The organism is Microcoleus sp. Pol7_A1 (genome assembly GCF_036701085.1).
Taxonomy (GTDB): domain Bacteria; phylum Cyanobacteriota; class Cyanobacteriia; order Cyanobacteriales; family Microcoleaceae; genus Microcoleus; species Microcoleus asticus.
The window spans coordinates 45,122-60,541 of record NZ_JAUBQD010000032.1; the positions used below are offsets into that span (position 1 = coordinate 45,122).

18 protein-coding genes are annotated in these 15,420 nt (G+C 44.0%); 8 read left to right on the forward strand and 10 right to left on the reverse strand.

All coding sequences use genetic code 11. The features are described from left to right. Positions 1 to 228: 228 nt before the first annotated feature. The gene (locus QUA20_RS18405; protein ID WP_333190519.1) at positions 229 to 1,563 is read left to right on the forward strand and encodes a CHAT domain-containing protein; all 1,335 of its coding nucleotides are present in this window, start codon (positions 229 to 231) and stop codon (positions 1,561 to 1,563) included. 94 nt (positions 1,564 to 1,657) lie between these two features. Here the strand turns inward: QUA20_RS18405 and QUA20_RS18410 are convergent, their stop codons facing one another. The 3 genes from QUA20_RS18410 to QUA20_RS18420 all read right to left on the reverse strand — a co-directional run bounded on the left by QUA20_RS18410 (position 1,658) and on the right by QUA20_RS18420 (position 4,467). After that, entirely contained in the window at positions 1,658 to 2,557 is a 900-nt protein-coding gene (locus QUA20_RS18410) for a class I SAM-dependent methyltransferase (protein ID WP_333190520.1), read from the reverse strand. A 112-nt stretch (positions 2,558 to 2,669) separates the two neighbouring features. After that, positions 2,670 to 3,683 carry an XrtA system polysaccharide deacetylase gene (locus QUA20_RS18415; RefSeq protein WP_333190521.1) on the reverse strand — a complete coding sequence of 338 codons (1,014 nt, stop codon included), beginning with the start codon at positions 3,681 to 3,683 and terminating at the stop codon, positions 2,670 to 2,672. A gap of 22 nt (positions 3,684 to 3,705) precedes the next feature. Further along, the gene (locus tag QUA20_RS18420) at positions 3,706 to 4,467 is read right to left on the reverse strand and encodes a WecB/TagA/CpsF family glycosyltransferase (RefSeq protein WP_333190522.1); all 762 of its coding nucleotides are present in this window, start codon (positions 4,465 to 4,467) and stop codon (positions 3,706 to 3,708) included. A gap of 435 nt (positions 4,468 to 4,902) precedes the next feature. On the opposite strand from QUA20_RS18420, the gene QUA20_RS18425 reads away from it, so the two are divergent. After that, positions 4,903 to 5,346 carry a hypothetical protein gene (locus QUA20_RS18425; RefSeq protein ID WP_333190523.1) on the forward strand — a complete coding sequence of 148 codons (444 nt, stop codon included), beginning with the start codon at positions 4,903 to 4,905 and terminating at the stop codon, positions 5,344 to 5,346. 60 nt (positions 5,347 to 5,406) lie between these two features. Here the strand turns inward: QUA20_RS18425 and QUA20_RS18430 are convergent, their stop codons facing one another. Next, positions 5,407 to 6,624 (reverse strand): acetate kinase, encoded by a 1,218-nt coding sequence (locus QUA20_RS18430; RefSeq protein ID WP_333190524.1) that lies wholly within the window; start codon positions 6,622 to 6,624, stop codon positions 5,407 to 5,409. Positions 6,625 to 6,854: 230 nt separating this feature from the next. Between QUA20_RS18430 and psaK the strand changes: the two genes are divergently transcribed. Continuing rightward, the gene (gene psaK / locus QUA20_RS18435; protein WP_333190525.1) at positions 6,855 to 7,115 is read left to right on the forward strand and encodes a photosystem I reaction center subunit PsaK; all 261 of its coding nucleotides are present in this window, start codon (positions 6,855 to 6,857) and stop codon (positions 7,113 to 7,115) included. 44 nt (positions 7,116 to 7,159) lie between these two features. Here the strand turns inward: psaK and QUA20_RS18440 are convergent, their stop codons facing one another. Genes QUA20_RS18440 through QUA20_RS18450 form a run of 3 tightly spaced genes read right to left on the reverse strand, consistent with a single transcriptional unit; the run spans position 7,160 to position 9,621 of the window. Further along, a complete protein-coding gene (locus QUA20_RS18440) occupies positions 7,160 to 7,798 on the reverse strand; it encodes a histidine phosphatase family protein (protein WP_333190526.1) in 639 nt (212 codons plus the stop codon). Positions 7,799 to 7,832: 34 nt separating this feature from the next. After that, positions 7,833 to 8,522 carry a DUF3226 domain-containing protein gene (locus QUA20_RS18445; RefSeq protein ID WP_333190527.1) on the reverse strand — a complete coding sequence of 230 codons (690 nt, stop codon included), beginning with the start codon at positions 8,520 to 8,522 and terminating at the stop codon, positions 7,833 to 7,835. Further along, complete coding sequence (locus QUA20_RS18450) at positions 8,515 to 9,621, reverse strand: ATP-binding protein (RefSeq protein WP_333190528.1); 1,107 nt, start codon at positions 9,619 to 9,621, stop codon at positions 8,515 to 8,517. Before QUA20_RS18450 ends, QUA20_RS18445 begins: the two co-directional genes overlap by 8 nt. Here QUA20_RS18450 and QUA20_RS18455 point away from each other — a divergent pair. Further along, positions 9,620 to 9,934, forward strand: a complete 315-nt coding sequence (locus QUA20_RS18455) for a DUF433 domain-containing protein (RefSeq protein ID WP_333190529.1) — start codon at positions 9,620 to 9,622, stop codon at positions 9,932 to 9,934. The genes QUA20_RS18450 and QUA20_RS18455 overlap by 2 nt on opposite strands. 157 nt (positions 9,935 to 10,091) lie before the next feature. Here the strand turns inward: QUA20_RS18455 and QUA20_RS18460 are convergent, their stop codons facing one another. Beyond that, positions 10,092 to 12,566, reverse strand: coding sequence for a phosphoketolase family protein (locus tag QUA20_RS18460; RefSeq protein ID WP_333190530.1), 2,475 nt, complete (start codon positions 12,564 to 12,566; stop codon positions 10,092 to 10,094). Between the two features lie 837 nt (positions 12,567 to 13,403). On the opposite strand from QUA20_RS18460, the gene QUA20_RS18465 reads away from it, so the two are divergent. From QUA20_RS18465 to QUA20_RS18475, 3 genes are read left to right on the forward strand one after another with little or no spacing between them, the layout of a single operon-like run. After that, positions 13,404 to 13,616, forward strand: coding sequence for a DUF433 domain-containing protein (locus QUA20_RS18465; RefSeq protein ID WP_333190552.1), 213 nt, complete (start codon positions 13,404 to 13,406; stop codon positions 13,614 to 13,616). 4 nt (positions 13,617 to 13,620) lie between these two features. Further along, the gene (locus QUA20_RS18470) at positions 13,621 to 13,752 is read left to right on the forward strand and encodes a DUF5615 family PIN-like protein (RefSeq protein WP_333190531.1); all 132 of its coding nucleotides are present in this window, start codon (positions 13,621 to 13,623) and stop codon (positions 13,750 to 13,752) included. Next, positions 13,746 to 13,898, forward strand: a complete 153-nt coding sequence (locus tag QUA20_RS18475; RefSeq protein WP_333190532.1) for a DUF5615 family PIN-like protein — start codon at positions 13,746 to 13,748, stop codon at positions 13,896 to 13,898. The genes QUA20_RS18470 and QUA20_RS18475 overlap by 7 nt, the downstream gene beginning before the upstream one ends. A gap of 178 nt (positions 13,899 to 14,076) precedes the next feature. On the opposite strand, the gene QUA20_RS18480 is transcribed toward QUA20_RS18475, so the two are convergent. Further along, positions 14,077 to 14,319, reverse strand: coding sequence for a hypothetical protein (locus QUA20_RS18480; protein ID WP_333190533.1), 243 nt, complete (start codon positions 14,317 to 14,319; stop codon positions 14,077 to 14,079). Between the two features lie 438 nt (positions 14,320 to 14,757). Here QUA20_RS18480 and QUA20_RS18485 point away from each other — a divergent pair, with 438 nt between their 5' ends. Then, the gene (locus QUA20_RS18485; RefSeq protein WP_333190534.1) at positions 14,758 to 15,108 is read left to right on the forward strand and encodes an HNH endonuclease; all 351 of its coding nucleotides are present in this window, start codon (positions 14,758 to 14,760) and stop codon (positions 15,106 to 15,108) included. On the opposite strand, the gene QUA20_RS18490 is transcribed toward QUA20_RS18485, so the two are convergent. Next, positions 15,105 to 15,407, reverse strand: a complete 303-nt coding sequence (locus QUA20_RS18490; protein WP_333190535.1) for a hypothetical protein — start codon at positions 15,405 to 15,407, stop codon at positions 15,105 to 15,107. The two genes, QUA20_RS18485 and QUA20_RS18490, sit on opposite strands and share 4 nt — an antisense overlap. Positions 15,408 to 15,420: the final 13 nt, after the last annotated feature.

The following is a 15,420-nucleotide window of genomic DNA, read 5'->3' on the forward strand; positions in this document are numbered from 1 at the left end:
CCCGATACAAATCCACCCGATACAAATCCACCCGATACAAATCCACCCGATACAAATCCACCCGATACAAATCCACCCGATACAAATCCACCGCCAATTTCACCAAGGGATAGATCGCGATTTGATAGAGGGCGAGCGTTTTTTTTCGATCCCAACCAACCCTTTAGTCGCGAACAGCGGCAGAACCAAAACAGAATATCGCGAGATATAGGAAAACCGAGAGACAGGATGCCGCCCGAAAGAATGCTATTTCCCAGAGAACTGAGAAATTTCATCAATTCAAATATCAGAGATTCTGTTATTCAGTCAGCATTTCGCGGCGACATCGGCAGGAATTTGGAGGTAGGGAAAATATCGGAAGCTTTGTCTCTGCTGGACAAATCTTTCAGCCAAGAATTCCAGGAATATTTCGGTATCAACATCAGCGACGAGTTGGTATCCCCAGAAGAAATTCAAAAAAAGTTAGCATCCGTGGGGAAAGAAACTGGCACGAAACCCAGCTTAATTTATCTGTTCTCGCAACCGGAAAAATTAAATTTAATGCTAATAACTTCTTGCGGTGAAGTTGTTCACAAAAGCGTACCGGCCGCGAACCGGGAAGCACTGCTGAAAGTTGTAAATGAGTTCAGGGGTGAGATTACTAAACCGGGGGTGCGGGGTACCACGAGTTATCTACCATCTGCCCAACAGCTTTATAAGTGGATGATTGCGCCTTTAGAGGACAGTTTGAAAAAGTGCGAAACCGATACTATTTCCTTTGTTGTCGATCGGGGTTTGAGAGGTATGCCCTTTGCTGCTTTGCACGACGGACAGCAATTTTTGGTGGAAAAGTACAATCTCAGCCTGATGCCCAGCATTAATTTAACAGATAGTCGCTACGTCGATATCAGAAATTCTCAAGTTTTAGCAATGGGTGCGTCGCAATTTTCCGAGTTGAATCCTTTGCCTGCTGTTCCTGCTGAAATAGCGGCTATTTCCAGAGAGTGGCCGGGAGTTAGTTTTCTGAATGAGGGTTTCACTTTGGATAATTTGAAGCGATCGCATGAAAGCCGGCCTTTTGGAATTATTCACTTAGCTACTCATGGCGAATTTCGACCGGGGGCGCCGAATAATTCTTTTATTCAGTTGTGGGATAGTCGATTGCGACTCGATCAATTGCGGGATTTGAGATTGAATGATCCGCAGGTGAATTTATTAGTTTTAAGTGCTTGTCGGACTGCGGTGGGAGATGCACAGGCGGAGTTGGGTTTTGGGGGGTTGGCGCTGCAAGCGGGGGTGCAAACGGCTTTGGGGAGTTTGTGGTACGTTTCAGATGAAGGTACTTTGGGATTGATGAGTGAGTTTTACCAGCAGTTGAAGACGGCGCGAATTAAGGGGGCGGCGCTGCGACAAGCGCAAATTGCGATGTTGCGGGGAGATGTGCGTTTGGAGGGCGGCAGATTGCGGGGTTCAAGTCGGGGTGAGGGGGTGGAGTTGCCGACTTCGCTGCAAGGGTTTGCCGATTTAAAGTTGTCGCATCCTTATTATTGGTCGGCTTTTGTGATGATTGGGAGCCCTTGGTGATTGGTGATTGGCGATTGGTAATTGGGAATATCGGGTAGAGTTCGCCCCGATTTTTTCCCAATACCTTAATGCTCTATTGTATAGCAAAGTGTGATTAAGCTATTGGTTTCTGCCAGACATAGAACGCATCGACTGTACACAATTCCTCATCAGAATACTCGCTTAATTCGCTTCTAATGTCGCTAGTCAAGTCTTGTTCGGAACCGTAAGATTCGAGAAATTCCTCGAACCCTTTGGCTTCTTTTACAAAAAGCGCTCGCCACTGAGACAGCCGCCACTCATTCAAATACGAACTTGGTTGGATCAAATGGCTAGTTGATGCGCGCAAATGCGCCCAGAAAGGCAGCGGAAAACCAGTAAAAGCGCGGAGGTCGTGATGTCCGCTATTTGAGGTGTATAAATGAATGCCGATGTACAATACTCCCCCGGGTCGCAGCGATCGAATCGCATTTTGTAGAGCAATTTTAGGCTCGCTCAAATGCTCGAAAGTTGACCAAGAAACTACGAGATCGTAAGCTTCCGACTTGGGAATTGCATGGCAGATATCTCCTTGGATAAAATTAGGTGTGGGCAAGTTGGTAATTCCGAGTGCTTTTTCCCAAGCGAGCTGTTTTCCCCTATCGACGAGTAGCAGCTTGCGTCCAACTGTTTTCGCCAATCGCCCGAACCCATTCTCTTGGAACATTCGCAGATAACTTCCCAGATCAAAACCGCAAGGAATCACATCTAGATCCATAGCAGTGACTTGGTTATTGATTCCGAAATAGCGAGCGCGTTCCATCTGCTGTCCACCGCCTATTTCCAGGATGTCGAGTTGACGAACGGGTTTGCCGAGGCATCGATCAATCCGCTGTTCGTCTCGGTGAATGCGCTCTAGGGCAACAGCTACGGCATTATCGGCTTTATTTCGCTCGCGCAGTGCGTGTACCACCTCTCTGAAGGCGTTAATTACTCCAAAAGTTGCATAAGTTTGGAGATTGTGCGGTTCTGACATCAAAATTTTCTCCCATAACCAGACTTAGACTTCAGCAAGTCTAGCTCCCTACCCATGGAATTCGGGAAAAATCTGGAGAGCGATCGAGATTTTTCCCAATCAAGTCTTTTAGTTACTGTCTAAGTCTGAGCAAATTTTCTGCTATTTCGGTTTCGGTATCGGATGTTTTTCCGTAGGTTTTGCTTACCAAGCTAATTTCCCGCTCTCTGGGACAAAGATATACGAAATTATTAACTACCCGTCGCTGCTCCTTCGCATCCATACTTATTTGCCAAATTTTGTCAATACTATTAAACTTAAAATCCTGAATCATGCGCTCAAATTTAGAATGGGTTTTGTGCAGATTTACATAACTTGTGAAGGAACGAGAAGGCTTCATTTTAAGCTTAGGATGCTGCGGGTCGAATTCCCTAGGATGTAGGTAAACTAATGCTGGTTTTCCTTGATTGTTGAGCTGCGCGATCCCAGCAGCGATCGCAGAATAGGGTGCGAGGCGAAAGTAACCGCCTCCAAACAAATACACTTTTTTATTGAAGAGTGTAGTCGGAGTTACTGGAATTTCCAGAATTTTGTTTCCTAGGGCCGTGGTAAGCCATACTGCCTCTCCTGAAAACCCCGGCAACCCACCATGATTTCTGTTCATGGGAAATATCGAAGCATCATACTGCAAACCTAATTCTACGAGAATGTCTAATGCCCACAGAGATGAATTAGCGATCGAAAAACCTGGAGCGCGATATCCCAAAATCGGTCGTGAAGTAATTCGTGCCAACACCTCCAGAGAGCGAGCTACATCTCGACGGAACTCCTTGGGAGTTAAATTGTAAATTAGTTCGTGGCTGTACCCATGAGTACCAATTTCATGACCTTGCCTTTCTATTTCTCGGACTAAATCTGGAAAATGTTCGGCAACCCACCCCAGAACAAAAAATGTTCCTTTGGTGTCATGTTTGTTAAGTAAATCCAAAATCACCTGTGTGTTTTTCGTAACTTTACTTTCCAGTTTCGACCACTCTTCTATGCTTGGCGTTGAACCAATATCTAAAATGTGAAACCAATCTTCGATATCGATTGTTAGGACATTTTCTACAGGGGTTTTTAGGAGATGTGCTGAGGGGTGTAACATATTTTTTTTCCGGCTTGTAAGTTTACAAATCTGTAAAAGGGTTTTGATAAATGTTTATTTTCTGTTTGAAAGCCAGCCCGAAAAAAGGTGGATCGTTGATTAAATAGCGTTTCCAAAGTCGTCCGGGTTCACTTAACAATCTATAGGGAGTTTCAAGTCCGGCATTACTCATCCATTTCGGCGCTCTTTTCTTATGACCAGCTTCAAAGTCAATTGCGGCACCTATGGCTAAAAATATTTTGACGCTGTTCAGCTTTTCTTTGTATTTAATAATCCATTTTTCTTGCTTGGGCGCACCAACCCCTACTGCTAATACGTTCGCTCCAGATTTTTCAATTAAATCAACTATCCGAGAACATTCTTCTTCTTTTTTTTCAAATCCAAAGGATGGCGAATGTGCCCCAACTACAATCTCTCTTCCCACTTTGAAGTTAATATTTTCCTGAGCTTTTTGAGCGACTCCTGGCGCCGCCCCCAGCAAAAACATTTTGATATTAGGGTTTTTTTTATGATACTGATAGAATGTTGGTAAAAGATCGGAACCTGAGATTTTTTCTTTAATTGGTGTTCCTAAAAACTGCAAGGAATACATTAATATTTGTCCATCACAAACTCTGTAGTCTGCCATTTTATAAGCATTGTAGAACTCTCGATCTTTTTGCAGGATCATTAGGTGATCTATATTTGGGGTAAAAACAATACCACCTCTTTCATCAAGTTGCTGCAACAGTTCTCCTGTAGATAAATTCTCAATAAAAATATTGAGAACTTTAATTTTATTCATTTTTTTTTGTAAAAAAAAGCAGGTAAAGATCGAGAAACTTACTTGAATATTTTTTGGGTTCTCAATTATTTTAAAATAATTGCTCCTTAAGTTTCTGTGCCAACATCCTACACCCTTACTGTCAGTAATGGCATCCGAAATAGCCAAGCTTCATCAAATCTTTAAAATCGCATTATAAGTAATATTTATTTATGCCTGTGTTTTGATTGTTTTATATTATAAATAACTCAAAGGACATGGTTCCGCCATTAAGTTTTGGTCACATTCTGTCAGTTTAAATAATCTTTAACATCATTTTTGTCAAGATATGGCAAAGTTTCCATAACTTAAACGTATATAATTTGGGAATCGATCGCAGAATTTGCTTCATCAAATCTTTACAAAAGATCAGTACAAATAGTTGGTGGGGAGCGGAAAATTATCAAAAGTTAGATTGTGAAGACTTATCTAGTAAAGGATGTTGCATACGTCCTAATTGTGATGAATTTGCCAGCTTTCTTACCCGATCGCCCTTTTCACTATTTTTTATGCCGAGTCCAACACCACACGATCGCACCTGCGAAGATACCGATCGCACAACTCAGAAAAAAGGAAAATATAAACGGATGCAATACTGCTGTTACGGGTACGGTAGCGGGATGGTTTTTGAGAGTCTCGAAGAGTTTGTCTGTGCCGCTGGATGCTGCGATACCACCGGCTGCTAAACCAGCGCCGATCGCCCCTATTTTTCTTTCTAGGCGATCGTCTCGGTTTTTCTCTGCTAGTTCGCTCTTGCGGAGTTCGAGTTGGTTGGTGCGATCGCTCCTAGCTTGTTCTATTTCTACTATCCCTCGAATTGAGGCGATCTTTGTTAGTGCGATTTCTAAGCCTTGTTTGTGAGTCTACAATCTTCTCGATTCCCCCTACTGCTTATTAAAGGGGCTATGGGGGATCGAATTATTACAAATGCGAGTAAAGTTTCCAGCATTCTCGCGCAATTTCCCAATCTTCCTGGGTGTGAATTACCAAAACTCTCGCGGCTGAATCCACTGCCGCAATATCTTCATCAACTGGCGAGTGTTGATTCTTTTCCCCATCCAATTTCAAACCGAGAAATCCAAAAGCTTCGCAAGCCGCACCACGCACCACAGGCGAATTTTCCCCAACTCCGGCCGTAAAAATCAAAGCATCCAACCCTCCCAAACTCGCCAGCATCGCCCCAATTCCGGCGCGCAAACGGTGAATGTAAATATCCAAAGCAAGTTGAGCTCTTTCATTACCTTGAGCGATCGCATCTCCAATCTGCCGCATATCGCTAGATACCCCAGAAATCCCTTTTAAACCAGAATTACGATTGAGAATATTATCTAATTTTTCAGAAGTTAAATCCGATCGCCTTAACAAATGAATTATAATCCCAGGATCGATCGAACCCGATCGACTTCCCATCATCAAACCTTCCACAGGAGTAAAACCCATCGTCGTGTCAACACTCGCGCCCCCGCGAATCGCCGCCAGAGAACATCCGTTGCCCAAATGACAGCTAATCAGCCGCAAATCAGCCAAATCGCGGTTCAGAAGTTGAGCAGCCCTGCGAGCGCAATATTGATGGCTAATGCCGTGAAAACCGTAGCGGCGAATCCCGTTTTCCAGCCATTCGTAGGGGCCGGGATAAACAAACGCAGCGGGCGGCAATTGCGCGTGAAAAGCTGTATCAAATACTGCTACTTGCGGCACATTTGGGAGGATTTTTTCAAGGGCTTCGATGCCTTCGAGGTTGGCGGGATTGTGTACGGGGGCAAACAGAGATAAACGAGCGATCGCCTCTTTAACATCCGGCGAAATTAACGTACTTTGCTGATAGTCTTGCCCGCCGTGTACGACGCGGTGGCCGACAATATCAATCTCCTTTAAATCATTAATGGTTTGAGTTTTTCCCCGCCAAAGAGTCTCCAGCATTCGAGAAATAGCAGCTTGGCGAGAGTCTGAGGTAAACTCCTCTTCAAGCCGATCGCCCTTTGCTGTTTTGACTTTCAACTCTGCTATACCCTGCTGGTGAGTCCAGTCTATTTGAGCCTCCCAGAGGGGTTGCAAAGGTCGATCGGGCAGGACATCGTTTAACTCGTAAAGACAGCTCTTTTGACTGCTAGAACCCGCATTTAACACCAGTATTTTCATGCTTTATTATGTCCTGTTGATTCATTGTTTCGATCGCTAGGCGATAGAAATCGCGTTTTCTCAAACTTTCGTCCCAGCAGAGGGGGACTAAAAAATCTTGAGATCCTGGGAAAATTATTAAGAAAAATGTCGAAAAATTAACTGTTAATGCAATCTGTAGCTAACAGTTGCATTTTTTTGATATATCTTCTATGCAGATTTTCATTTACTAAAGTTTAAGGAGCAGATCGATGTTTACACCAATTTTACTTGCCACTGTCGCCAGAACCGTAGAGTGGAACCCCACGTTCGGTTTGATTATGATTCTTTGCAATATTTTAGCTATTGCGATCGGCAAATCAACCATCCAAAATCCTCACACAGGCCCAGCCGCGCCCTCATCGAATTTGGTCGGCGGCTTGAGTTTGGGTGCACTTGTGGGAAGTCTCTGCTTCGGTCATATTCTAGGAACGGGTACGATTTTAGGATTGTCTTACCTCGGTGCGATTTAGTTTCAGACTCTAGGGTGCGCAGTACGCGCACCTTACCCGCAATTTCAAGTACCGGGTAAATTGCGGAGGGTTTCATCCATGTACGATCGATCGCCCAAAACCTCCAGCAACGGCCCGCGAACATCAAACTTGACAATACTGACCGAAGCTGCTAAAGCGCCAATGCGATAGCGATAACGTCCCAAATCAATCCCCAAGAGACTGCACAGAATAATTCTAATAGTCGCTTTGTGCGAGACAACCAAAACGTTACCGCTCTTGTACTTTTCCTGAATTTCTGCGATAACTAAGGACGATCGGCTAGCAATTTCGACGGAAGTCTCGCCGCCATTAGGTGCATTCCAAGCAGGTTCAGTCAGCCAATTAATATAATCTTCTTCGTATTCTTTTTTGACCGCTTCTACTGTTTTGCCCTCCCACTCACCGTAGTTAATTTCCCTCAGTCCGTCGTGAAGCTGCATTTCAATTCCCACAGCATCGCACAAAGGTTTTGCAGTAGCAATTGTGCGTTTCATCGGACTGACATAAACAGCATTCCAAGGCAATTTTGCGTAAGCGGCGCCAAACTGTTCTGCCATTTGAGAACCTTCGGGCGTTAATTCTGGATCTATATGGCCGCAGAAACCGCCAGTCTTGCTGTAAGTCGTTTCACCGTGTCGTACAAAGTAGATTTTTAAGCTCATGAGTTAATTGTGTGTGAATTTTACTATGTTAGTGTTAGCAAAAGAGTTTAAAAAACTCCTTCAAATCATCGAGTGCAGGATTATCCCAATCCCAAATATCTTTTTTGTGTTCCATAACATAATCAAACCCATGCATACTGCATTTCTTTTCAGCTTGTTTCTGATCCTGCTTTGAGCAAGTATCATACCTGAGATAGTTGTTAATCCAAAATTTATCAAAATCTTTCTGCTTGATTTCCTTTCCCTCTTTTTCTTTTATGCAACTTCTCCAGCTATCCAAACAATCAGCATGAGGAGATTCTTTAGCCTTTATTCCCTTTAAAAGCGTTTCCAGTTCGCCTTTACCTTCAAAATTTGTAAAGTAACAAGCCAATTTTGCATTTGTTCCATGATCTGTACAAATATCGATAAATTGTTTAGTGCTTGACAAGCTTTCAGCTTTAAACACTTGCTTTATACATCTATCTACGAATTTCAGCCGTTCTTGCTCAGAATAATTATCAATATCGATAATAATTCCAATCTTTTCGATATCTTTGCGGTCAATCTTTCTTATTAAATTTTTTAAAGCTTTGATTAACTCTGTTTCGCTCAAGCCTTCCAAAGGTTCATAATCATCTATATAAATAGGTTTTTCTACCTGGATATCGCAGTTTAGTTTCTCAACCATTGCCTGCATGAAAAACTTATCATTTTTACTTTCTACTATGACAATATTACTCACCTCTCACTCCTTCTTGATGCTCAAGGGCATAACTAAGAGTTTCCAAATCGAGCCGACTTCCGATTATTTGATTTGTTTTGAGTTTCCTTGCTAGTTCAAAATATGCGCTGCTGCATTCCTGATTTTGTTCTAAACCCACATCAGCAAATGCTTGAAGCATCTCTAAACTGTGCGTTGTAGCAAAAATTTGCGTATCCAGTTCAACCGCCAAGCGAAATAAAATTCTCCAAAACTCCCGCTGACTTGTATGGTGTATGCCATTTTCTATCTCATCAATTAGCAGTATTTTGTGTTCGCTGTTTACCAGTTTAAGGATTATTTCTGCAACTCTGTTAATGGCATCTCCAAACAATGATAAAGGCAAACGCTTTTCACCTTTTCTTCTCAAGTAGAGCGTGGGTTCCCCGATCGAAAAACTGTCTACTGATTCTATTGAATAGTCGAGAATTTGAAAAGCTTTCAAAACTTCGCTATCTTTTTCATTCAAACGAGCCAGGTCAAATAGTTCCGTGAGATACCTTTCAAAAGACCTCATACAAGATGGAATAAAAGGCGGTTCTTTAACATTAGGACGACTGCCAAACCACATTTTTGATGATGAAGTAGCTATTGCAACGGAATTAACAGTTTCTTGATTATGTCGAGTTAATTTGAGATTTAGGACTGACAAATCATCTTTATACTTCAAGAATAACTCTCTTAATCTTTCTAAATTTTGGTCTGAAAAAATATTGTCCACATTTCCCGATTCATCTAACCAGATTTCTATTTTATCTACGACATTACTTTCATCTTTTCCATTAATTACTATAACTGCGTCTTTGTTGAGGGAATAAAACAAGTTGTCCCATTCCCTTTTATATATTGATTCTATTGATTCTATCCATTCTGAGGATGCTGACGATTCTGACGATTCCATTCTCAGCTTTTTTAATGCGGATATACTTCTACCGTCGGGATCGTTATAGAGAAAAAGTGCTTCTAGCAATGCTGTCTTGCCAGCATTGTTTTTACCGCCGATTAAATTGACTCTTTCAAACCCAGAAATTTTGATTTGCTCAAAGCACCTAAAATTTTGAATTTCTATTTCTTTAAGCATGACCGCCTCTTTTGAATGTACAAATACTAAATCACCCTTGATTTATGCTAACATTAATTCTATCTTAGTTGTTTTACTTGAGCCGCAACAAGCAACGATCGCCATGCAGAATGTAGATCTATTTGAAGTCATTGAACGCGATCCAACCAAGGTGAGTGGTGCATGGATATTTCGGGGAACGCGCGTACCTGTTGCCGCCTTTTTCGAGAACCTTAAAGATGGAGCCTCTATTGACCAGTTTCTGGAATGGTTTCCCGGAGTAACTCGCGCCCAAGTTGAGGTGCTACTCGATCGGGCGCTAGCCTCATTTTAGCATCGGAATTATCCATCTCTCTCTTATCTTCCTCTGTGTTCTCTGCGTTCTCTGCGGTTAAATCATTCCGATTCAACTGGACTTAGGGAAAAAATGGAAGGACTTTAGTCCGCATCAATCTAGCTGAAGAAAGACTAAAGTCCTGACTACGAACCTATTACCCCGGTGCACCCGATCGCACGGTTTGTTCTGCTGTCGCCCCCGGATCAGTCGTTTCCTGCGGCGGTTCCGGCGAAACCGGGCCCGCGTGCGGCCACTTCCAGTCGCGGATTTCCGGCATATCATCGCCGTGCTTGGTGATATACTGCGTGTGCTCGATCAGCTTGTCACGGATAGCTTGTTTGCCGTAAGCTGCGACAGAACTCAGTTTTGGAACGCGATCGAGTACATCTCCAACTAAATGGAATCGATCGAGGTCATTCATCACCACCATATCAAACGGCGTCGTAGTCGTTCCCTCTTCCTTGTAACCCCGAACGTGAATATTCGGGTGATTCGTGCGGCGGTAAGCCAATCGGTGAATCAGCCAAGGATAGCCGTGAAAAGCAAAAATAACCGGCTTATCTTTCGTGAACAAACTATCAAAATCCTTGTCAGACAAACCGTGGGGATGTTCTGTCGAAGGCTGAAGAGTCATCAAATCCACCACATTCACCACCCGCACTTTTAAATCGGGATAATCTCGGCGGAGAATGTCAACCGCAGCCAAAGTTTCCAGCGTCGGAACATCACCAGCGCAAGCCATCACTACATCCGGTTCGCCGCCTTTATCATTGCTAGCCCACTCCCAAATGCCGATGCCGGCCGTACAGTGTTTAATCGCAGCATCCATATCCAAATACTGCAATGCCGGCTGCTTCCCTGCAATAATCACGTTGACATAGTGGCGGCTGCGGAGACAGTGATCCGTTACTGACAGCAAAGTATTCGCATCCGGCGGCAAATAAATCCGCACAACTTCCGCTTTCTTGTTAATTACGTGGTCGATAAAACCCGGATCTTGGTGAGAAAAACCGTTGTGGTCTTGCCGCCAAACGTGAGAAGTTAGTAAGTAATTCAGAGAGGCGATCGGTCGGCGCCAAGGAATGTCGTTAGTAGTTTTCAACCACTTGGCGTGTTGGTTGAACATCGAATCGATGATGTGAATAAACGCCTCGTAACAAGAGAAAAAGCCGTGGCGTCCCGTCAGCAAATAGCCTTCCAGCCATCCCTGACACATATGTTCGCTGAGGACTTCCATCACCCGGCCGTCGGGGGAGATGTGGTCGTCTTCGGGCAGAATTTCCCCCGCCCACATCCGGTTCGTCACTTCAAACACCGGATCGAGGCGGTTTGAGGCCGTCTCGTCAGGCCCGACAATGCGGAAATTGGCGTTTTCCTGATTGAGTTTCATCACATCCCGCAGGAAACGACCAGTGACGCGGGTGGCTTCGGCGATCGCAGTGCCTGGTTTTGGCACGTCTACGGCGTAGTCCTCAAATTTTGGTATTTTCAAGTCTTTTAGCAAGATGCCGCCGTTAGCGTGCGGATTTGCCCCCATCCGTCGAGATCCCTTGGGCGCTAATTCTGCCAATTCGGGAATTAACCTGCCCTTTTCGTCGAACAGTTCTTCCGGCTTATAGCTTTTCATCCAATCTTCCAGGAGTTGGACGTGTCCCGGCTTAGAAGCCATTTCCGAAAGTGGGACTTGGTGCGATCGCCAATAATCCTCAGTTTTCTTACCGTCAACATCCTTGGGCCCCGTCCAGCCTTTAGGAGTTTTCATCACAATCATCGGCCACTGGGGACGGCCCGAATAGCCCTCCGTCCGGGCTTTTTCCTGAATCGCCTTAATTTCACCAATGACTGTATCGAGAGTTGCAGCCATCAACTGGTGCACGGTTTCCGGGTCTGAACCTTCCACCCAATAAGGTTTGTAGCCGTAACCGACCATCAAACTTTCCAATTCCTCGCGCGGAATGCGGGCCAACAGCGTCGGATTGGCAATTTTGTAGCCATTCAAGTGCAAAATCGGCAACACGGCCCCGTCCCGAACCGGGTTGAGAAACTTGTTAGAGTGCCAGCTAGCAGCTAGCGGGCCAGTTTCTGCTTCCCCGTCGCCGACAACGGCCGCCACAATCAAATCGGGATTGTCGAAGGCCGCCCCGTAAGCGTGCACCAGGGCGTAGCCGAGTTCGCCGCCTTCGTGAATAGAACCGGGGGTTTCAGGGGCGACGTGGCTGGGGATACCGCCGGGAAAGGAGAACTGTTTGAACAGCCGCTTGATACCCTCTTCATCTTGGGAAATGTTCGAGTAATATTCGCTGTAAGTCCCTTCGAGATAGGTGTTGGCGACCAAGCCCGGCCCGCCGTGTCCAGGGCCTGCGATGTAGATGGTGTTGAGGTCTTGGGCTTTGATGATGCGGTTGAGGTGGACGTAGATGAAGTTGAGGCCTGGAGTGGTGCCCCAATGTCCGAGGAGTCTCGGTTTGACGTGTTCGATTTTGAGGGGTTCTTTTAGTAGGGGGTTGTCGAGGAGATAGATTTGTCCGACGGATAGGTAGTTTGCCGCGCGCCAGTAGGCGTTCATTTTGTGTAGTTCTGAGTCGGAAAGCGGCTTTAATTGCGGGATCTCGGTTGTTCCTAGCATCATCAGCGATTGCCTCCTGAGTTTTGGTTGTTTTGTAAAGTGCGATCGATATTAATTTTTTATCTGTGACATTTTGTATTTAAACTCGATGTCTTCCACGGAAACTATTGAATTCTAGCTCGTTTATGTTGAAATTAAAGTTTAAATCAATGTTAATTTCTGGCTAAATATGGCACGACTTTGATGCAATAAAGGCGGCTACTTGCGGGGATCGAGGAATTCAGCAATACATAATAGGATTTACACAAAAGTTTTTGTATGCTTTGCACTGCGCACTGAGCCTTAGTATATGTTGCGATCGGTAGGATGTGTTGTGCAAGTCCCCAAAAAGATACTTCTCAAGGTAGAAGTCATAAGGATTTATAGGCTAAATTAATTTAACTTGAGCCTGACAGAGGGCTGATACCAGTTATTAAAAAAAATGCAACTGTAGGCAATATCCAAAGCTTTATGTGGTCAGTCATGCCCAATCTAAAATCTCAAATCTAAAATGGTATGATTCCTTTTCGGTTAAAGTTTTTTATGTTCGTTTAAGCTCAGGGTAAAAGGGTGAGCAGTTTTTATAATTTAGAGAGCTCTCAATAATTCAAAAAGATATAGCAATGCTATTTCATTTGTGAATCTGCTTTTTTTAATGCACCGCAGAGGCGCAGAGAAAGAAAGCAGAGAGAAAGGAATTGCGTATAATAGCAAATACCTACAGAATTCATAAATCAAATAGGTTCTCTGACAATCCAAGAATCAGAAGCACAACTCCTAGCCTTAACGCCAAAAAAGAAAGCTCAAATTATCTAACTATTAACCCAAAACTTAGCTAACACCTGGCAATGAATTAGCAAAATTCTCGGTGTCTGTGGCGGTGATGCTTGTATTAGAAAGAGTCGCATTCCTGTTTGGGTGTTGGTGAGTTTTCGCCGCTTGGGTATGAACGAGTCTCAACTCTTAGATAACTATCCCACACTAACTGCTACTGATTTAGCAAATGCGTTGGCTTATGCGGCAGCTTTTCCAGATGAAATTGAAATAGCTATCCGCGAGAATGACGAGGATTGACATAATGGCGCGTGTTTATGCTGACGAACAATTTCCCAGAGTGGTTGTAGAATTGCTGCGCCCTATCATTCACAATATTCTGACAGTGCAAGAAGCCGGAAAGGATAACCAAAAATTCCTGACCAAGAAGTGTTAGCTTTTGCAGTAAGTGAAAATCGAGCTGTTTTAACTCAAAATCGCCGTTATTTTATCAGACTGCACAGGTTACAGCCTGACGATGCTGGAATTATTGTCTTTAGGGGAGAGAATGATGTAACAATAATGGCTGCTAACATTAATTAGGCTATTTCCCCAGTTGAAACATTAACAGGTGAATTGATTTGAGTCGATCGCACTTTCGTCGCCATCTATATCTTAAGCGATCGCCACAAAGTAAACTACAGCAATCTCAATCCGAAAATCACTGCATCGGTTTGATTGCTTGCTAGATGCCATCGCCGATATTTCCCGCTGAAAAAACTTAGGAGGCGACTAAAACCGGGCTCTCTGAAATCCGGCAACTAACAGTAGGTTGCTGCGAAACGACTTGGAGTTCGTGAGGATAGCGGGGACGCGGGTCATTTTCTAACCAGATGGGCGGTACCATCATCACTTCATAGTAAGCGATCGTATGCAAAACCCCTGGCTGGGACTTCAACTCGACTTTCAAGCCCGCTCGGTACTCAAATGCTTCTTCCCAGTCTAAGTTTTCATTGATACCCATAGCGATCGCGCCTCTTAATCTTGTTTCTTTTGTCCATTGTAGAGCCCTACACAAAAGATTGGGTACTTTCTGTTGCTTCTGATACAATTTTTAACCTTATATGTTCGTTCCCTGACAATTTAACAGAGAAGAGTAATTGTCAATAAGTAAATAGGATGATTTTGCTGACGGGTGACAAGTAAGCCCAAAAGCTAGGCTTGACAAGCGTTTGAGTTGATATGTCTCAAAAAAAATAGGGGCGATCGAACCGCGCACACGTTTATGACACAAAGGAATAGAAGAGAAGAGAATTTTAAGGACGGAAGTACAAATCTATTTTTGCCCTGTTGTCTAGTGTTTTACAAATAAAGAAACTCGGTTTCTTAAAGAAACCGGGTTTCTGGATGAGTGAAAACTAAACTAATTTCACTTGGTTTTCTTTTTTGTCGAAGTTTACAAATGTATGTTTTGGGAATACTGGAAATTGAGGATATTATTCCTAAAGCAATTGGGGGTACTGGCGAGGAAGAAAATCTCTGGCTGGCTTGTAGTCTGTGCAATAATTACAAAGGAACCCAAACTGAGGCATTCGATCGGGTCACGAAAAAGCACGTTAAGTTGTTTAATCCGCGCACTCAACAATGGTCACAAAATTTTGCTTGGAGTGAAGACGCTACAGAAATTATTGGACTTACAGATTGCAGCCGCGCAACAGTCACAGCACTACAACTAAACAATAATATTGCTGTTACTGTCAGGCGTCAGTGGGTTAGTGCTGGATGGCATCCGCCCACAGACATTTCTCCTTAAAAGGTTTGAGGGTCACAAATGGTCGATCGCACATTTCGCCTTTCTGGCGGCCCAGGAGATTTTATACCAGCGCGAGGTGAGGGATATGGGGTTTGGGCGTGAGAATAGTTATAAGGAAATTTCGCGGTTACGGTTGCATCCAAATCACCGCCCTTGTTTTGGGGATTCGCCCGATTTTTGAGGCGGCGATCGGGTAAAAATGTGGTTGAACTGCGTGAAATGGTAAGGTGTTCTACAGACGATGCGATCGACCGTGAGCAGCAAAAGCCAGTGCCAGAAATAAACCTTTGCAAATTCATCAGTGGGTTTCGT